The organism is Terrimonas ginsenosidimutans, assembly GCF_022012415.1.
GTDB classification, from domain to species: Bacteria; Bacteroidota; Bacteroidia; order Chitinophagales; family Chitinophagaceae; genus Terrimonas_A; species Terrimonas_A ginsenosidimutans.
Map to the genome: position 1 here is coordinate 500,896 of NZ_JAKLTR010000003.1, position 16,712 is coordinate 517,607.

Annotated in this window: 12 protein-coding genes; 8 read left to right on the plus strand and 4 right to left on the minus strand. The window is 44.5% G+C overall.

All coding sequences use genetic code 11. The annotated features are described in order from the left end of the window. The first annotated feature begins 20 nt into the window (after positions 1-20). Complete coding sequence (locus LZZ85_RS07155) at positions 21-1,451, plus strand: serine hydrolase domain-containing protein (RefSeq protein ID WP_237870090.1); 1,431 nt, start codon at positions 21-23, stop codon at positions 1,449-1,451. A gap of 65 nt (positions 1,452-1,516) precedes the next feature. Here the strand turns inward: LZZ85_RS07155 and LZZ85_RS07160 are convergent, their stop codons facing one another. Then, positions 1,517-2,551: an adenylate/guanylate cyclase domain-containing protein gene (locus LZZ85_RS07160; RefSeq protein WP_237870092.1), complete on the minus strand. Its 1,035-nt coding sequence runs from the start codon at positions 2,549-2,551 to the stop codon at positions 1,517-1,519. 140 nt (positions 2,552-2,691) lie between these two features. Further along, complete coding sequence (locus tag LZZ85_RS07165; RefSeq protein ID WP_237870094.1) at positions 2,692-5,004, minus strand: transglycosylase domain-containing protein; 2,313 nt, start codon at positions 5,002-5,004, stop codon at positions 2,692-2,694. Positions 5,005-5,398: 394 nt separating this feature from the next. On the opposite strand from LZZ85_RS07165, the gene LZZ85_RS07170 reads away from it, so the two are divergent. From LZZ85_RS07170 to LZZ85_RS07185, 4 genes are all read left to right on the plus strand, one after another. Then, entirely contained in the window at positions 5,399-6,766 is a 1,368-nt protein-coding gene (locus LZZ85_RS07170; RefSeq protein WP_237870096.1) for a BamA/TamA family outer membrane protein, read from the plus strand. Positions 6,767-7,056: 290 nt separating this feature from the next. Next, on the plus strand, positions 7,057-7,938 hold the full coding sequence (locus LZZ85_RS07175) for a GLPGLI family protein (RefSeq protein ID WP_237870098.1): 882 nt from the start codon (positions 7,057-7,059) through the stop codon (positions 7,936-7,938). After that, a complete protein-coding gene (locus LZZ85_RS07180) occupies positions 7,938-10,610 on the plus strand; it encodes a carboxypeptidase-like regulatory domain-containing protein (RefSeq protein ID WP_237870100.1) in 2,673 nt (890 codons plus the stop codon). Before LZZ85_RS07175 ends, LZZ85_RS07180 begins: the two co-directional genes overlap by 1 nt. Positions 10,611-10,631: 21 nt before the next feature. After that, positions 10,632-11,672, plus strand: a complete 1,041-nt coding sequence (locus tag LZZ85_RS07185) for a BF3164 family lipoprotein (protein ID WP_237870101.1) — start codon at positions 10,632-10,634, stop codon at positions 11,670-11,672. Positions 11,673-11,692: 20 nt separating this feature from the next. On the opposite strand, the gene LZZ85_RS07190 is transcribed toward LZZ85_RS07185, so the two are convergent. Continuing rightward, positions 11,693-13,030, minus strand: a complete 1,338-nt coding sequence (locus LZZ85_RS07190; RefSeq protein ID WP_237870103.1) for a M56 family metallopeptidase — start codon at positions 13,028-13,030, stop codon at positions 11,693-11,695. Position 13,031: 1 nt separating this feature from the next. Next, on the minus strand, positions 13,032-13,394 hold the full coding sequence (locus LZZ85_RS07195) for a BlaI/MecI/CopY family transcriptional regulator (protein WP_237870105.1): 363 nt from the start codon (positions 13,392-13,394) through the stop codon (positions 13,032-13,034). A 1,462-nt stretch (positions 13,395-14,856) separates the two neighbouring features. Between LZZ85_RS07195 and LZZ85_RS28370 the strand changes: the two genes are divergently transcribed. From LZZ85_RS28370 to LZZ85_RS07205, 3 genes are all read left to right on the plus strand, one after another. Beyond that, a complete protein-coding gene (locus tag LZZ85_RS28370) occupies positions 14,857-14,979 on the plus strand; it encodes a hypothetical protein (RefSeq protein WP_255724009.1) in 123 nt (40 codons plus the stop codon). Between the two features lie 600 nt (positions 14,980-15,579). Continuing rightward, complete coding sequence (locus tag LZZ85_RS07200; RefSeq protein WP_237870107.1) at positions 15,580-16,080, plus strand: DinB family protein; 501 nt, start codon at positions 15,580-15,582, stop codon at positions 16,078-16,080. 73 nt (positions 16,081-16,153) lie between these two features. After that, positions 16,154-16,705 (plus strand): hypothetical protein, encoded by a 552-nt coding sequence (locus LZZ85_RS07205; protein ID WP_237870109.1) that lies wholly within the window; start codon positions 16,154-16,156, stop codon positions 16,703-16,705. Positions 16,706-16,712: the final 7 nt, after the last annotated feature.

Consider the following 16,712-nt stretch of genomic DNA (forward strand, 5'->3'; position numbering starts at 1 on the left):
AACCGTCCTAACTTGCAGTTATGAGACCGCTAAACACCCTTACCCTGTCTTTGATGATGGCTTTTTCATTGGCTGTCATCGCCCAGCCTTCCGGCAGGACGACTGCCGAGACCATTGACTCCCTCGAATTACATCTTCCCGCATGGATGAATGCTGCGGACATTCCGGGGCTTCAGGCTGTGCTGATACAGAAAGGAAAGGTTGAATGGATAAAAGGTTTCGGTCTCGCTAACGCTGAAACAAAAGTGCCTGTCGATGAGAACACCCTTTTTGAAGCAGCGTCACTGAGCAAGGTGATGACGGCTTATGGTGCATTAAAACTTGTTGATCAGGGAAAGCTCAATCTTGATAAACCTCTTAATGCTTACCTGGGAAATAATTATGAGATAGGTAATGATCCACGCATCAGGTTGATTACAGCCCGCCGTGTGCTGTCTCACAGCGCCGGGTTTCCTAACTGGCGGGCGCCTAATGCAGCAACGCTACCGATCGAATTCAATCCCGGTGAACGGTTCAGCTACTCCGGCGAAGGCTTTGTATATCTTTCCAAAGTAATGGAAAAACTTAGCGGAAAAGATTTCGAAAGCTATATGCATGATGCGGTATTTGTTCCTCTTGCAATGGGCAATAGCTATTTTTCCTGGCAGGATACATTTGCTTACCGGCACGTTTTCCGGCATGACTGGCAGGGTATGAGATCGACGCGCTGGGAAGAGAAAGGATTCAATGCAGCCGCCAGTTTGCACACTTCAGCAGGTGATTACGCGAAATTCATGATCGCTTTACTCAACGGTACCGGCCTTAAAAAGAAAACATGGCTGGAAATGTTCACTCCACAGATCAGGGTTGACAGTACGGCTTTTCCTGAATTGTATTGGGGGCTTGGTGTTGGGCTGGAGATCGTGGGCAAAAGAAAGAGCTTCTGGCACTGGGGAGATCAGGGAGATAGCAAGTGTTATATGAAAGCGGATCTTAGCAGCAAAGATGGATTTCTCTACTTCACCAACAGCGCAAATGGATTGGCGGTAGCAGACCGCATTCTGGAAGAAGCAATGGGTGAATTCACCCCGGCACTCGCCTGGCTGAATTATGAACGATTCAACCCCGCTGTGAAAGAATTGATACGAACGGCGATCGATAGCGGTGCAGCAACCGCACTCGCAAAATATCTCGGGAACCGGGATAAAGAGCTCAGTCAACAGATCCCGGAAGTGTCTATGAATGGCATTGGTTACAAGTTGCTACGGCTGAATAAGACCGATGATGCGATCCTTGTGTTTGAACAGAACACCAAAGATTATCCGGCATCTGCGAACACTTGGGACAGCCTGGCTGAGGCCTACGATAAAAAGGGTAATAAAGAACTGGCGATAAGATATTATCAGAAATCGTTGGATCTTGATGCGGGGAATATAAATGCGGCTGAACAGATCAGGAGACTTAAACAATGATAGTGTTTTTTTACCAAGGCAGGCATTACCGGAAAGTTTTTTAGATCTATGTGATCGAGAATAGCCTATAGTAAAGACGGTGAGATGGCTATCAGTGGGATTTCTCTTTCCTTTCCTCTTAGTTTAATGCTTCCTAAAGGTAGTGCTTCAAATTTTTTCAAAGGCTGAAGCTCATCGATCAGTTCAGCAGATGCGATCACTTCTTTTTTAAACTCTTTGCACAGACCCTGTATCCTGGCTGCGGTATTCAGCACATCGCCGGAATAGGTGATGTCGCGTTTTATATTCCCGATTTCTCCCACCACCACCATTCCGCAATGCATGCCGGCTTTGAAAGAAGGCCAGATGCCGTATTTAGAAAGATATTTTTCTTTTAAGGATAGAATGTGCTCCTTGATCTCAAAGAAGCATTGGATGCATTGGTTCTTCTCAACGCCCTCGGAATACTTCCAGGCGATCACGACCTCATCCCCCACATACTGATAGATCTCTCCCTTATTATCAAGAATAGGGTTTGTAATATCTGCATAAAAATCGCGAAGGAACGAATGGTATTTTTTGTCGCCAAGTTTCTCCGCTATAGTGGTAGAGGAGTTGATGTCAAGAAACATAAAAATACGTTTCTCTTCACGTGGTGTATTATATTTACCTCGGATCAGTTTCCAGAATATTCCGGGTCCGAATTTACTGTTGATCTGTAGTAATAATTGAGTGATCGCTACTATCACAGCCCAGACCAGTCCGTTCTTAAACAACCGGGCCCGATCGGGATAAGCAATTGCGGCGAGCACAAAACTGATCAATAAGATGATCGCAATGAATGATAAAGTCACTGCTGCCACGGTATAGCCATAAGGCTTATTCTGATATTTTTCATTGATGTAAAAGACAAGGAAACCGCCGCCAAGCAATGCTCCAACCAAAGCCGCTACCATATTAACGATAATAGAAGAGAATAGTGAATAATCTTTTGCCGGGCCGAGTGAGCTATGCATCTGCATGACGAGATGATCATGCAATGCGATCATCAAACCAAGGAAGAGCCAGGCAATGACGATGACGCCCAGCTGTGTGAATTTCATATGAAGGCGTCTTGTCATAATGGGTTGATTCTTTCTTAAAGATAGAGCGTTTGGCAGTTTAAAAGTTGAAAGGTTTAGCAGTTGAGGCGGATATCGTCTTTATAGCGACCTCAACTGCTAAACCTTTCAACTTTTAAACTGCTGCAAACCTGTTCGTTCTATTCCTCCTCCTGCCTGCGTATGGGCTTACTGGTAGTGTCCTTTTTATCCTTTTTGTCGTCTTTCTTTTTATCGTCACTATATCCTTCCATATAATAATCTTCCCCGGTTGGAGCACCTGTATTTTCGTACTGGGAAGGATCAGCTGTTGTGTCAACAGGCATGTAATCTGCGGCGCCAACTGCTGTTTCGAGATTTGCAGGAACACTGAAAATGGCGTCTTTATCTATCCCCAGGGTTCTGTCTGCATAAACTTTCTTGAAAAATGCTTCCCAGATCGGACGGGCCGCTGCCGCACCGGATACTGCGGTACTTTCATTGCGGATAAAGCGGTCGTCACAACCAGTCCAGATGCCGCCAAGTAACTGCGGCGTATAGCCCATATACCATGCATCGGAGTTGTTGTTGGTGGTACCGGTCTTGCCGCCCATTTCTGTTGCGCCAAGCCTGCTTCTTAATCCACGTGCAGTACCGATATCAACCGTTCCCTGCATCATACGGGCCATTTTATAGGCAGTGATCTCACTGACGGCTTCTTTACGGTTTGAGCTGAAATCAAAACGTTTTAAAATGTTGCCATTATGATCTTCGATCCTTGTAATGAAGAATGGTTTTGTGGAATAGCCTCTTCCGGCGAAAATGCTGTAACCCCACATCATTTCAAAAAGAGAGAGCTCGCAGGCTCCCAGTGCGATGGATGGGTTTGGGTCAACCTTTGTGGGCAGGTTCAATCTCCCGAGAAATTCTGCGAATTGTTCCGGCCCGACCTGTTTCATGATATAGGCCGTTGCACAGTTCTTGGACCATGCAAGTGCTGAGGCCATCGTCATCGTCCGGCCGCTGCAGGTTCTGGATGTAGCAGGCACCAGCCTGTTCCGGCCGAAATCCTGTTGTACATCCTGTACTTCTGTATCCGGATTAAAGCCGCGCTCTTCTATCGCCTGTGTATACAATAGTGGTTTTATTGTTGAACCCACCTGGCGTTTGGTTTTCAGGTTGGCGTGATCAAACTTGTATGTTTTGAAATTGATCCCACCAACCCAGGCACGCACTTCTCCGGTAACGGGATCTGTTACCATGAATGACGCCTGCACCATCTGACGGTGATACTTGATAGAGTCGTATGGCGTCATCACCGTATCTTTTTCGTTACTGGCATTCCAGGCGAAGATCTTCATTTTTGTTTTTTTGAAAAAACTAGCTTTGATCTCTTTTTCCGGGATATCCTCTTCTTCCATTTCTTTCCACCTGTCGCTGGTTTTCATCTGCGCTTCCAGCACATTTTCATGATCTTTCCAGATGCTGCCGCTTTTGATATTGTTCTGCGTATTCATAGAACGCTGCAGTACCGGCATGTGAGAAGCTACTGCTTCCTCTGCATACTGCTGCATACGCGGGTTGATAGTGGTGATTATACGCAGACCATCTTTGTAAATATTATAACTGCTTCCATCAGGTTTTTTGATATCCTTCAACATCTCTTTTACCTCATCTCTCAGCACTTCACGGAAGTAGGGCGCATAGCCGGTATTTTCATCGAGCCTGGCATAATTCAGTTTGATCGGGATCGCTTTAAGTTTTGTGGCTTCTCCCGGTGAAATGTTCCCGTTCTCTGCCATCCTGGATATTACAAGATTGCGGCGCTCCATTGAGTTCTTCGGATATACACGCGGGTTAAAGATCCCGGGACCATTGATCATTCCGACGAGCAATGCAGCTTCTTCTACATTCAAGCGATCAGGTTCTTTTTTGAAGAATGTGCGGGATGCATTGCGGATCCCATATACGTTATCGGAGAAGGGAATGGTATTAAGATAGAGAGCAATGATCTCTTCTTTCGTGAAGTTCCTTTCAAGTTTTACGGCAATGATCCATTCTTTCAATTTCTGAACAACGCGTTCAACTTTTCCTTTTGCCCGTTTGTTGAACAAAGCGAGCGCCAGTTGCTGTGTGATCGTACTACCACCGCCTTGTGTACCCAAGAGAAATATTGCGCGGGAAGTGCCTTTCAGATCTATGCCGGCGTGATCATAGAATCGTTTATCTTCCGTTGCGATCAACGCATTGATCACATGGGGTGAGATATCCCTGTACTTCGCAATGCTCCTGTTTCCGTTTTCTACATAGTATTTTCCCATCAGTGTACCGTCAGCGGCATATACTTCTGATGCCTGCAGGACTGAGGGATTCTCCAGTTCTTCAAGCGAAGGCATTTTTCCGAATACGCCGAAATTGATCAATACCAGTAAAAGGATGAACGCGGCTATTCCGATAAACCAGATACGCCAGAAGATCTTGACCGATTTTTTCATGGAATGAATTTGAAGATGGCAGTTTTAGAACCGAAAAAATAATCAAAAAGCGTGCGGAATTAAAGCCCCTGCCGCTCTTTTAACAACAGCTTCGTAGATTTCAGCGTCTTTCCTGCGGATTTACCTCAAATCGCTGGTGCACAGGCGTGAATTATCCGAATTAACAAAGCTGTACGTATAACGTCAGAAGTGTGCTAACTATTTCGGTCTGACGGTTTGCCCGACAAAAAAGATCGATGGCGGTTCGTGGGCCTCACGGATGCGAAGGTCTTCTTTTGGGGCATTCATCCAATGAGGATCGGGCAGTCCGCCGCCAGGAAAAGATAAGGTAGAGGGAGTCAAATGACATTGGTTTGAAATTTGTATCCACACTGGTCAAAATCAGGGAAAGGATTTGAATACAGGGATTTCAACATTTCAGGCAGGCAGTAAGGCGCAGACATTATTTTCATCACAGAGAAGATGGTGGATACTCTGTGCAATGATCTGCCTTGTACTTACGGCAAATGCACAAACGATTAATCCGGCAGATACGATCACCAAAGATTCGCTGATCACAGATACGCTTAAGCCTGCTGTGCGTGTTGACACATTCATGCAAAAACAGTATGATGTATCGGATCTTTTCCGAAATGTATTCCACCCCGGAAGGGTAAAGGACCCGTATCGAAAGCGATCAAGCATTACCATTATGCCGAATATAGCAGGCAACCCGACGATCGGGGCACAGATCGGGGTGAAAGCCGTTGCCGGAAAGGTTTTGGGGAAAGACACGACAACCTATATGTCTGTTGCTGCTACCTCCGCCTCTGTTACGACAAAAGGGATCATCTATTTTTATTTAAGCCACAATGTTTTTACTCCGGGAAATAAATGGAATTTACAGGGAAGCCTGATCGCAGCAAGAACGGTGCTGCCGGATTTCGGTCTCGGGATCGGCAATGCAGCCGACAACGGTTCCGCGGAGGATCAGATATTGAGTAATCCCGACAGAAAGGGATACGTGTTGAACGCCGAGTTCTACAGCTTCCGTGAAAAAATTTACAAACAAATCAAAGGAAATATCTTTGTCGGAGCGGGTGTGTCTTTTGATGTTAGAAGAAATATCCGCGATAAGATCTCGAAAACCGATTCTACTCCGTATAACATTTACAGCGACAGGTATGGGTTTGACCGAGATCATTACATGGCCAATGGATTATTGTTCAGCGTTGCGTATACCAACCGCGATAATCAGAACAATGCATATAAAGGAATTTATGCAGACGCCAGTATTCGCTTCAATCAGAAATGGCTTGGCAGCTCAAAGAATGCAACGCAGCTTACAACCGACGTACGTAAATACTGGAGTTTGTCAAAGCGTGATCCTTCTCATGTGATCGCTTTCTGGCATTGGGGCGCCTATCTTCTTGGAGGTGCATTACCCTACCTTGAATTGCCGGGTACCGGTAAAGACGCAAGCGGCAGAAGTGGCCGCGGATATACGATCACCTATTTCAAAAGTACACAGTTTTTTTATACCGAATCAGAATACCGTTTTCCTATCCTCAATAATAAATTCATCAGCGGCGTGGCATTTGTAAATATGCAAACAGCCAATGATGAAATGGGGACAAAACTTTTTGACCGCTGGCAGCCCGGTGGAGGTGTTGGGCTCCGGGTGTTGTTCAATAAAGCAACAAGAACCAATCTTTGTCTCGATTATGCATTCGGCGCTTATGGAAGCAGAGGTTTCTTCCTTAATCTCAATGAAACTTTTTGATCGGCTTGGCGGAGTTGCCGGAGGTTAGGGGATGAGTTTCAGAGATTTCATAGATTCCAACGTTTCCTGGGGTATAGTTCGGAAGAGAAATTAGAAGTTACGGATCTATCTTAATAACGTAAAAGGTCTGGCCGTTCAATTAGTTGAACGGCCAGACCTTTTTGCGTTCCATGACTCCCGACACCCGCAATTCCTCAGTTTAAAAAAGAAATTTTCAACTGTACGAATATTTCGTATGTTTACGAAGTATTCGTAACAATACGGTTTATTCGTAATTAAATTGATAGTATATGAAAAAAGCTTTGTTATCCGGCTTGATAGCCCTTTGTTTATCGTCTTTTTCTTTTGCGCAGGAACGGGAGTCGTCTGTTGTGTGTGTTATTTATGATGCGGTGCATGTAAGTGATACAAATAACCGAAGCAACCCATTTAAAGAGGAGATGTTACTGATCGTTGGACCGACACTCAGCAAATATGTTAACAATGCAAACCGTGCGGAGGTGAAAAAAATGCGTCAGGCCGCGGCTGCTCCTTCGAGCGCACCGGTAAGAGTTGCAGTGGGCATGCCTGTGGCTGTCGTAAATGCTTATGGCGTTACAAGTACGGAAGTGTTCCAACAGCCGTCGAAGCAAAAATTGAACGTCACCGCATCGCTGGGTATGAATGACTACCTGATTGAATATACATTGCCGAAGATAAACTGGAAGATCAGTAACGATACCCGAAAGATCGATACCTATACCTGCCAGCGTGCAACCGGGGAGTATGCCGGACGTGTATATACAGCATGGTTCACTCCCGAACTTTCTTTCTCCACAGGGCCATGGAAATTGTCTGGCCTGCCCGGTTTGATACTGGAAGCAGAGGATGATAAGCAGGAAGTTAAATTTGTATTCAAATCGATCAATAAGGATACCACAGAACATACCGGAACCGAAAGAAGAAAGCTGGTAAAAGTTACAGATGTGGCATTCAGACGCGCCGAGGACGCTTATTTCCAGAATCCATCAGCCAGCATGCAGTCGCAGCTTTCACTTGATGCACCCGTCAGGCTTGCATATCGTGACCATTCAGGAAAAATGACAATGGGTGATGATGCGGCAAGGCTGATCGAGGAGAATAAAAAGAAGAAAGAAACCAGTTATAATAACCCCATCGAACGTACAAAATAATGAGATTCCTGTTCTTCATCTTTTGTTTCGTCGCCATGCATGTATCGGGTTACGGCCAGCAGCGTCAGCTCTCCGGAAAAGTGACGGGCGAGACCGGTAAGCCTGTAGCTCATATAGCGGTTCTTCTGAAAAACGGGGAAAGCAGGATCCTGGCTTTTGCTTATACAGATGTCAACGGGTATTATCGTATACCCGTTGCTGACACAATGGATCTGTATAATGCCGGAGTTGAAATCAGTAACCTGCAGTATCATGTCTCAAAACAGCTATTGCAACCGGATAAGGATGTATACGATTTCAATCTGTCAGATAAAGTGATCTCGCTTCCTGAGGTAAAGGCAATGAACAGGCCCGTAACCCGTGTGGGAGATACTACTGCTTATAATGTAAATTTCTTTGCACGGGATGAAGACAGGAATATTGGTGAAGTGATCGCACGTTTACCTGGTTTAAGTATTGGAGAAGATGGAATGATCTATTTCAATGACAAACCTATCTCGGACCTCTATATTGATGGTGATAACCTGATGGCAGGCCGCTATCAGATTGCAACAAAAGCGATCAATAAGAACATGATCAAGTCCATTGAAGTGATCCAGCATCACCAGGCAGTTAAGGTTTTAAAAGACCGTGTGATGTCTGATAATGTTGTTATCAACCTTGTACTGAAAGACGAGAACAGTACCCATCTTTCAGGGCAGGCGATGCTGGGTGCGGGCCTGCCGGCGCAATGGGAGGGAGTTGCGAATACAATGATGTTCAACAGGAAGTTCAAAATGCTGAATACTTTAAAGGGAAATAACAGCGGAGTAGATTATTCCGGTGAATCAACACAGTTCGGGGCGGCTTCCATATTGGAAACAGAAGGGAATACGCGCCCATCTCCCTTACTTTCAGCAGGCACAGTGGGAGACCCTGATATTCCACGCAGTAATTATTTTATCAATCGTTCAGGAGCCGCAACGGCAAATATTCTTTTCAATACAAAAAATGAATGGCAATGGCGGTTGAATTTCCTGGGGCATTTGGACCGTAACAAGCTTGCCTATACCGGCTTCGTTGAAAATTATTTTCAAAACGATACGATCCGTTACTCGGAAATTCAAAACGCCATCCGGAAGAAAAATGCAATAAGTACGGTTCTGAGTGTAAGGGCAAATAGGACGAAATATCTCTTTGATAATGTCTTGCGCGTCAATTTTAACAAAGACAGAAACAATAGCCAGATGGATCTGAATGGCCTCGGTTTTGGCCAGCAGCTTCGGGGAAATGTGACAGATATCACCAATACGCTAGCATGGATACCAGCCAGCAGAAAAGGTGTATGGGGATTCAACTGGTATGTCAATTACTATAATAGTCCCCAAACATTAGCTGTTGATGAGGGCTTAAATGCAGATGTGTTGAATGAAGGAAAGACCTTCAACGGCATACTGCAAACGGCAAGCATTCCCACCTGGTTTAGTCATGCGTCGATAACTTACCGGCCATCAAAATCAACAGTAAATGCCGCATTACAGGCCGGGCTAATGAACGAGCAGCAGGATCTTAACTCTTTATTATTGCTACAGCAAGTAAATAACGTATTTACCGAATACACTCATGATCCGGGAAACGCATTAGGCTGGCGTAGAAGCCGTATTTACCTGAATTCAAGCTATTATTTAACCAAGAAAAACTGGCAGGTGAGTTTATCGGTTCCTGCAAACTGGCAGTCGATCCGGTATATGCAGCAAGAATACAAACTTGATGAGGGTATCAACCGGTTTTTTGTAAATCCCACAGCAAAGCTAAAGGTGTCGGTTGCTGCGGAGGATCATATTGAACTTAGTCTGAACCATACCAATAATCTTGGCAACATTGCCGGTGTGTATCGGGGTGCGATCCTGTCAAGTTACAGGAACCTTCAGGCAAATGATGCGGAATTGCAGGAAAGGTCCAGCTCGGGAGCAAAGCTCAACTACCATTTTCAACGATCGATCACTATGTTCTTTCTGAATGGTGAGGTGAAATACAACCGGGTAAAGGCAAACTCGATCTTATCAGGGATTATCACCGATAACGTGCAGCGAACCATATTGCTTCCATATGAAAATGACCAAAGCAGTTTTTCGGCATACGGTGGCGGCAGTAAGTATATTTTTTCATTGAAGACAAAAGTGTCAATGGGGTTACTGTTCCAGAAAAACTGGTATGACCAGTTCCTCAACGGGGAAAGACTTCCGTTTGTCAATAACACTATCCAATTGACCGGAGGCATGGATGCGAAATTCTGGAACAGGCTGACGTTTGCTTACAATGGCTTTGCGGTGTGGAGCGACAGTCGTTTATCGTCAAAATCTTCCCAGGGATCGCCCCTGGCAAGCAAAGCACTTCGGCTTACTCAAAGGGTTACATTGGGGTACTCTCCTGTGAAAAGCCTTTTTTTGACCGTAAAGGGATGGGAAACCTATAATCAGCGCCCGGGCTTAAGGAATATACATTACGTTTTTGTTGATGCGAACCTTCGATACAAGATGGTTAAATGGAAAACCGATTTTGAAATGGATCTGACCAATCTTGGGAATATCAGACGGTACGAATATTTTTCACTTCTGTCAAACAGGTTTGCTGCAAATTCATTTAATATCAGGGGGCGAATGGCAATGCTGAAAGCTACTTTCTTTTTTTAAATCGTCAGCTATATATCAATTATGAAAAGATCTTTCTGTTTCTGTGTACTGCTTACGTTAGGAAATTTTGCGATGGCTCAGGATTCCTCAGTCGTTTCAACTTTCACGAGGTTTCCGGAGGAGATGCATCTGGATCTGCAACCTGTATTTGGCTTGGGGAAGGTGGCAGCCCGCAATATCTTCCTGGTCGATTCAACTTTTTATATTCGTAACAAGAACGGCTCGTCTGCTTATTATCTTACCGGGTATTCTGCAAAAGGAAAGAAAACAGGGAAGGAATATATAAGGCAGGGGATGGAGGTCAATGAAGTTGCAGGGGCGATGTCATCCGGATTTCTCGGGGGAAGCAGGATGTGGGTGCATGATATTCTGACTAATAAGATCGTGATCGCAGCCGGCTTTGATAGAACGCCTGTTGACGGAAATATCCGTGTTCACGAACATAAGCTTCCGTTAGATTTTTATTGGGTAGGAATGATAGATAGCGGCTATGTTGCAGGAACTGGTGTGGACGATCAACCGGATAAGGTGTATGAGCTCGAATTGTCTACAGGTAAAGTGGTGAAGCGCTACGGCTCTTATGGCACAGCTCCGGCGGAGATCCCCTTTAACTCCTGGCGGTTGGCGTATCAATCATTTTTGTATACGAGGCCGGGAGGCGATGTTATTGCGTTAGCCTGCCGGTTTACCGATCGCGTTGAATTTTTCGACAGGGAAAAAGAAACAAGCAGGATAATAAGTGGTCCGGAGAATTTCGATGTTGTCTTTCGTCCTATTAAAACGGGTAATATTTGGGCAATGGAACGTATAGACTCAACCCGGTTTGCATTTGTGAATGGATTCGCAACGCAGCAGTATCTGTATTTGTTATATGCCGGGCATCTGCATGAAGACAGGCTAAGCGATAATGGACGGTGCCTCTATGTTTACGACTGGAAAGGAAATCCGGTCAGGAAGATCACTCTGAGTGCTTATATATCCTCTTTTATGATCACTCAGGATGGACGGTATCTATATGGATATAGTCCTACCGGGCATATGCTTCGGGGAGAACTTCCCTGACATACAGCATGGCTATACGTTTAGTTGTTTCTTTTGGGAGTTTTATAACCGATCACGACCCTTTCAACATTGTTATTTGCGTTCGATGGATTGCCGGATGTCGAATCTTTTGATCTTGAAGTTTCCTGTATTGCGGCCGCCTTCGGTTCGAGTGGGTGACCCTGAACGGTGATCACATTGTCATTTACCGGTGGATCGGCTCTAAGCATCATATTTTGCGTGTGTGCCGTATCCGATAAACGATGCCCTATTACAGTCTGGCGAACAGCAGGCACAGAAGCCGGGGTATTAAGGCGTTCATGCAGGGTAGTGGAGGTGATGCGTATTGACCCGCCTTCCCTGTTTTGGGCAGCAACAGACGAGGTTTCTTTTGCTGTCACCTGCTGTTTAGCACGCGGGCGCTCAGGAAGTGCAGGAGGAATATTTTTTTCGGGCTCAGGAGCGATGGCGGTTGTTAATACCGGAACTGATCGCAACGATTCTTTAGCTGCTTCCGATTGGCTGATCTCCTTTTTAGCGATAGTAAATGCGAGCGAAATGAAGATGAGTAATGGAAGTATAAATACATAACGTCCCAACGTCAGTTTTGATGAACGTCTTGCATTCATCATTCTGATCCGTTTTTTAAGATCGGAAAGATTGAAGCTGTTTGTGATAGTGCTGGCTGGTTTAAGTTGTCCAACATCGAGAAGGCTGTATTGGTAACTTTTTTTATCCGTCCCCGTTTTCAGCACTTTTTCGTCTGTAATAAATTCAAGATTTTCTTTGATGGCTTTTTTCATAAGCCATACCCCGGGGTTGAACCAGTAAAAGACCACACTGATCTCAGCAAGAATGATATCGGCGGTATGGAGTTGTCCGACATGAATGTTCTCGTGAGCTATAATGTGTTCAAGTTCGTCTGTTTTGTGCAATGTGGGATTGATGTAGATGTTCTTCCAAAAAGAGAAGGGGCTTAATTGCTCCTTAACAATTCTTACTTCCGTATTATTGATCACGTCTTTTACGGATCTTTTGTGAAGCAGATACAGTGAAATGAACTGGCGGGTAAGGCGGATCGCCATTACCACCGCGCCGATGCAGAAGGCACCGATCATCCATTTCCAGTAAACGTCTTCAGTTACCTGCGGATTTATTGCAGGGATCCATTTTGTTACGGCAACTGGTATTTTCTTTTGCTGATAAAAAAGTTCAGTCAGGTCTATGAATGGATAGATCGATGAGAAGATGATCCCAAACATTAGAAAGCTCCTGTTGAGGGAATAGAAAGTAAGACGCCTCAGAACAAAATAATAGGCTGCTGCGAAGAGCAGTAAGGCGATGTTGATCTTAAGCAATATTATCAGCAGGGCTTGCATATTATTTTTCCGGGTTTTCGATCAGGTTGATAATTTCCTTCAACTCATCGGCACTAACTTTCTTCTCCTTCGCAAAAAAGGCGACAACATCTTTGTAAGAACTTTTGAAAAAGTCATTTACAACGGTTGTCATAAATTTCTTTTTATAATCCGCTTCTTTTACTTTGGAGCTGTACCGAATGGCTGTTCCGAATTTTTCACTTTTAAGATATCCTTTCTTCTCCAGGTTCTTTATGGTTGAAGCGAACGTGGTGTATACCGGCAACGGCTTAGGCATATTGTTCATGAAGTCTTTGATAAAGCCAGGGCCTGTCAACCAGATCGCGATCATTGCTTTTTCTTCGTGTTCTGTAAGTCTTTCCATTTTAGTTACGAGATGTTCGTAAATATATGAAAGTTTCGTAAATAACGCTGCTCATCCGGTATTAAATCTATACTTTGGCTGCGTTGCGATCAATCTGAGCATAATTATTAGGAGTTTATATAAAAAGGGGCGGAATGACCGGAGTTTGGTCACCCTCACCGTGGAGCCGGGAACACCTTTTCTCCCCGATTTCTTTCCTTTGCTTCCTCATTCCCTTCCCGAAACCTCCTCTGCTGGCCACGGAATCCGGGGACAAACAGGCTGGAATAGGGGTTCATGTCCGGTCTCAGAAGAATGGAAGTGCCCTGCGGCAGGAAATAAGATTAATAGCTGGATTTCTGAAAATAATTGCGCCGGAAGAATGAACGTTTTCGCATATTCTTGAAATGGCGAGATCCGGTTCGGGCATGGATGCACCCTAACTTATTCAAAATCTATCGGGCAGAAGCGGTTTGACCGCATTCGGGTGGATGATTTACGCAGCTGTAGCGTTGCCGCTACACTCCAATCATAAGTCAAACTATTTTTATGCGCTTCGGTTCTTCGTTACTTTGATCTTATAAACAGGCACCGAGCTAATATCCTTTTAAAACCGAAAGATCCAGATCCGAAAAACCACTAGTTCTTTTTTCAGTTTTCTTATAGCAAGCAGTTTTGATCCGTATCCTTGAAATCCAATCCAAATCCTTTGAAACCGCTTCCAGCACACTATGAAAAACCAGACCACCAAACTGGAAGAAATTGAAGCCCCGTCACCGACGGGGTTTTTTATTGCCGGCGCGCGCAACTGGTTGCTGTCGAAATATCCTGTTCTGTGTTAGACAGGGTCATTGAGCTTATACGGGTGGAAGATTTACGCAGGTGTGGCTTAGCCGCTACATTCTAATCATAAGGCAGACTATTTTTAAGCGCTTCAAATCGTCGTTACTTTGTTCTTATAAACAGGTATCAATCCAATATTCTTTTAAAACCGAAAGATCCAGATCCCGAAAAACCATCAGTTCTTTTTTCAGTTTTCTTATAGCAAGCAGTTTTGATCCGTATCCTTGAAATCCAATCCAAATCCTTTGAAGCCGCTTCCAGCACTATGAAAAACCAAACCACCACACTGGAAGAAATTAAAGCCCCGTTATTAACGGGGCTTTTTGATTTTCGGATCTGTCTGCTGATGGAAAGACCGTCATCGCTCGTGTTATAATTGTTTGAACCGATACGGGAGGAAGATCTACTTATGTGTAGCGTTGTTCCTACAATCTAATCATAAGTCAGACTATTTTTAAGCGCTCAGGTTCTTCGTTACTTTGTTCTTATAAACAGGTATCAATCCAATATCCTTTTAAAGCCGAGAGATCCAGTTCCCGAAAAGCCACTTAGTTCTTTTTTCAGTTTTCTTATAGCAAGCAGTTTTGATCCGTATCCTTGAAATCCAATCCAAATCCTTTGAAACCGCTTCCAGTACACTATGAAAAACCAGACCACCAAACTGGAAGAAATTGAAGCCCCGTCACCGACGGGGTTTTTTGTTTTGCTGGCTGGTCAATGCCGGGGAAAATTATTATTCCTGGGGAATAACCTGTTGTGTTAGCCTGATTGTTATCGGCTTAATGCTTCTACCTGATCAGGCCGATAGGAGATATTATTCATTTTTGCGAATCCTTCCAGTTCACAACGAGTTTGGATCAAATTGAAAAGTTGGGATCTTGGTTTTTCAGCGTGTGTTATCAATCGTTTATTCATCGCTATGCTTCAGTTATTTTCCCGCGAGATGTTGTGTTTTTCCCATGGATTCGCTTTTGTATAAAGCGATATTTACAACAGAGAAATTTCTTAGTCACCGTCATTTTCAGGACTGGTGGAGGAGGGCAGTCCTGAAAAGGGCGGTGCGTTTTTTTTCATTTATTAGTATGATCAAAAAAGGGATAGTGAGATAGGAATTGTGGAATTATACAGATGAAAAGTGGGCGACGACAGTCAAACGCAGCAATGCGGTTGCTGTCGTATGCCCATTTCTGGCCGTCGCGCGCGGCGGTGAATGGGGCGTAGCGCGCCCTGTCGTGCCTGGCCCCGGGGCGCACGATGAATCCATTTGGGTCAGTTATGAGCCTGAGTTGAGGATTTAGTCATTTGGTTGTCTGGCTGTGTTGGCATGAGGATTGTCCTTCAAAATCAAATCAATCAACTTAACATGGACCATAAATCAATCATTCAGCACTATATCCAGGAGATCAAGGCTGAAAATACAGCAACCCGCAAATGCCTTGAAAGGATCCCGGAATCAACCTACAAGTTCAAACCACATCCGAAATCCATGGAAATGGGATACCTCGCTTTGCTGGTTGCCGATATTCCCAATTGGATCGCAATCACTATCGTCGACTCCAATATTGATTTTGCGACGCATAAACAATTTCCGTTAAGCGATACTGCGGCATTATTGGCCTATTATGACGAGAATATAAAGAAAGCAACGGATGCACTGGAAAACGTGACTGAGGAACAGCTGAAAACTGATTTTACGTTGAAAAATAATGGCCAGCTACTTTATACCGCTCCCAAACTGCAAAGTCTCGGAGAAGACATCAATCACTGGGTTCACCATCGCGGCCAGCTGACCGTGTATATGCGGTTGAATGATCTTGCGGTTCCCTCTATATATGGCCCATCTGCTGATGAAAAAACTTTTTAGACCAGTTGTTGGCCTGAAAACTGAACCGATCGTACTATCTTGGTGATCACAATTGGTCGATCTTGATAACATATTGAAATTTACCGTACCGCTTCCTGAGGACTGGACAGCGTTTGGCAATGCTGCGGAATTTAGTGCCCTGCCGGATGAAGTGAGAGATCAGGTGCATTTCCTGAATAATGAGGCCACTGATTATCTGTTTTCTCTTATTCATGATGCCGGGCTCATTACCGGCGGCGGATGGGATCCCTTCGAAAAAAAGAATTTTAAGTCGGTCGAGAATGTTCGCGGATTCTCCCCGACAGAAGAAGGTCGTAAGGCGTTAAAAAAATGGTTATATCATAGAGGCATTCCTTTTTCAAGCCCGGTATTCTTGCTGGAGCATAGCCGGCATGCAATCGTTACTTCCTGGAAAATGGTCATGCGTTATTCCTCATTCATCTTCCCCGGGTATGATATTGTTGTATTTGACAGAACGCTTAACTGGTGCCTTTTTTATTTTCATGAGAATGAATTTTTCTTTGGTCGCGACAGGCAATATGATTCATCAAATGACGAGAAGAAAATGCAGGAATTAAATGACCGTAAGCGGAAATTCCCCGGTTTCAGGCATCCCTATCTTTAGGCCTGCT

Bases quoted from the DNA above. Each gene is read 5' to 3' on its own strand.
- LZZ85_RS07155 (WP_237870090.1), top strand. From the start codon at position 21: ATGAGACCGCTAAACACCCTTACCCTGTCTTTGATGATGGCTTTTTCA.
- LZZ85_RS07160 (WP_237870092.1), bottom strand. From the start codon at position 2,551: ATGACAAGACGCCTTCATATGAAATTCACACAGCTGGGCGTCATCGTC.
- LZZ85_RS07165 (WP_237870094.1), bottom strand. From the start codon at position 5,004: ATGAAAAAATCGGTCAAGATCTTCTGGCGTATCTGGTTTATCGGAATA.
- LZZ85_RS07175 (WP_237870098.1), top strand. From the start codon at position 7,057: ATGAAAAAAGCTTTGTTATCCGGCTTGATAGCCCTTTGTTTATCGTCT.
- LZZ85_RS07180 (WP_237870100.1), top strand. From the start codon at position 7,938: ATGAGATTCCTGTTCTTCATCTTTTGTTTCGTCGCCATGCATGTATCG.
- LZZ85_RS07185 (WP_237870101.1), top strand. From the start codon at position 10,632: ATGAAAAGATCTTTCTGTTTCTGTGTACTGCTTACGTTAGGAAATTTT.
- LZZ85_RS07190 (WP_237870103.1), bottom strand. From the start codon at position 13,030: ATGCAAGCCCTGCTGATAATATTGCTTAAGATCAACATCGCCTTACTG.
- LZZ85_RS07195 (WP_237870105.1), bottom strand. From the start codon at position 13,394: ATGGAAAGACTTACAGAACACGAAGAAAAAGCAATGATCGCGATCTGG.
- LZZ85_RS28370 (WP_255724009.1), top strand. From the start codon at position 14,857: ATGAAAAACCAGACCACCAAACTGGAAGAAATTGAAGCCCCGTCACCG.
- LZZ85_RS07200 (WP_237870107.1), top strand. From the start codon at position 15,580: ATGGACCATAAATCAATCATTCAGCACTATATCCAGGAGATCAAGGCT.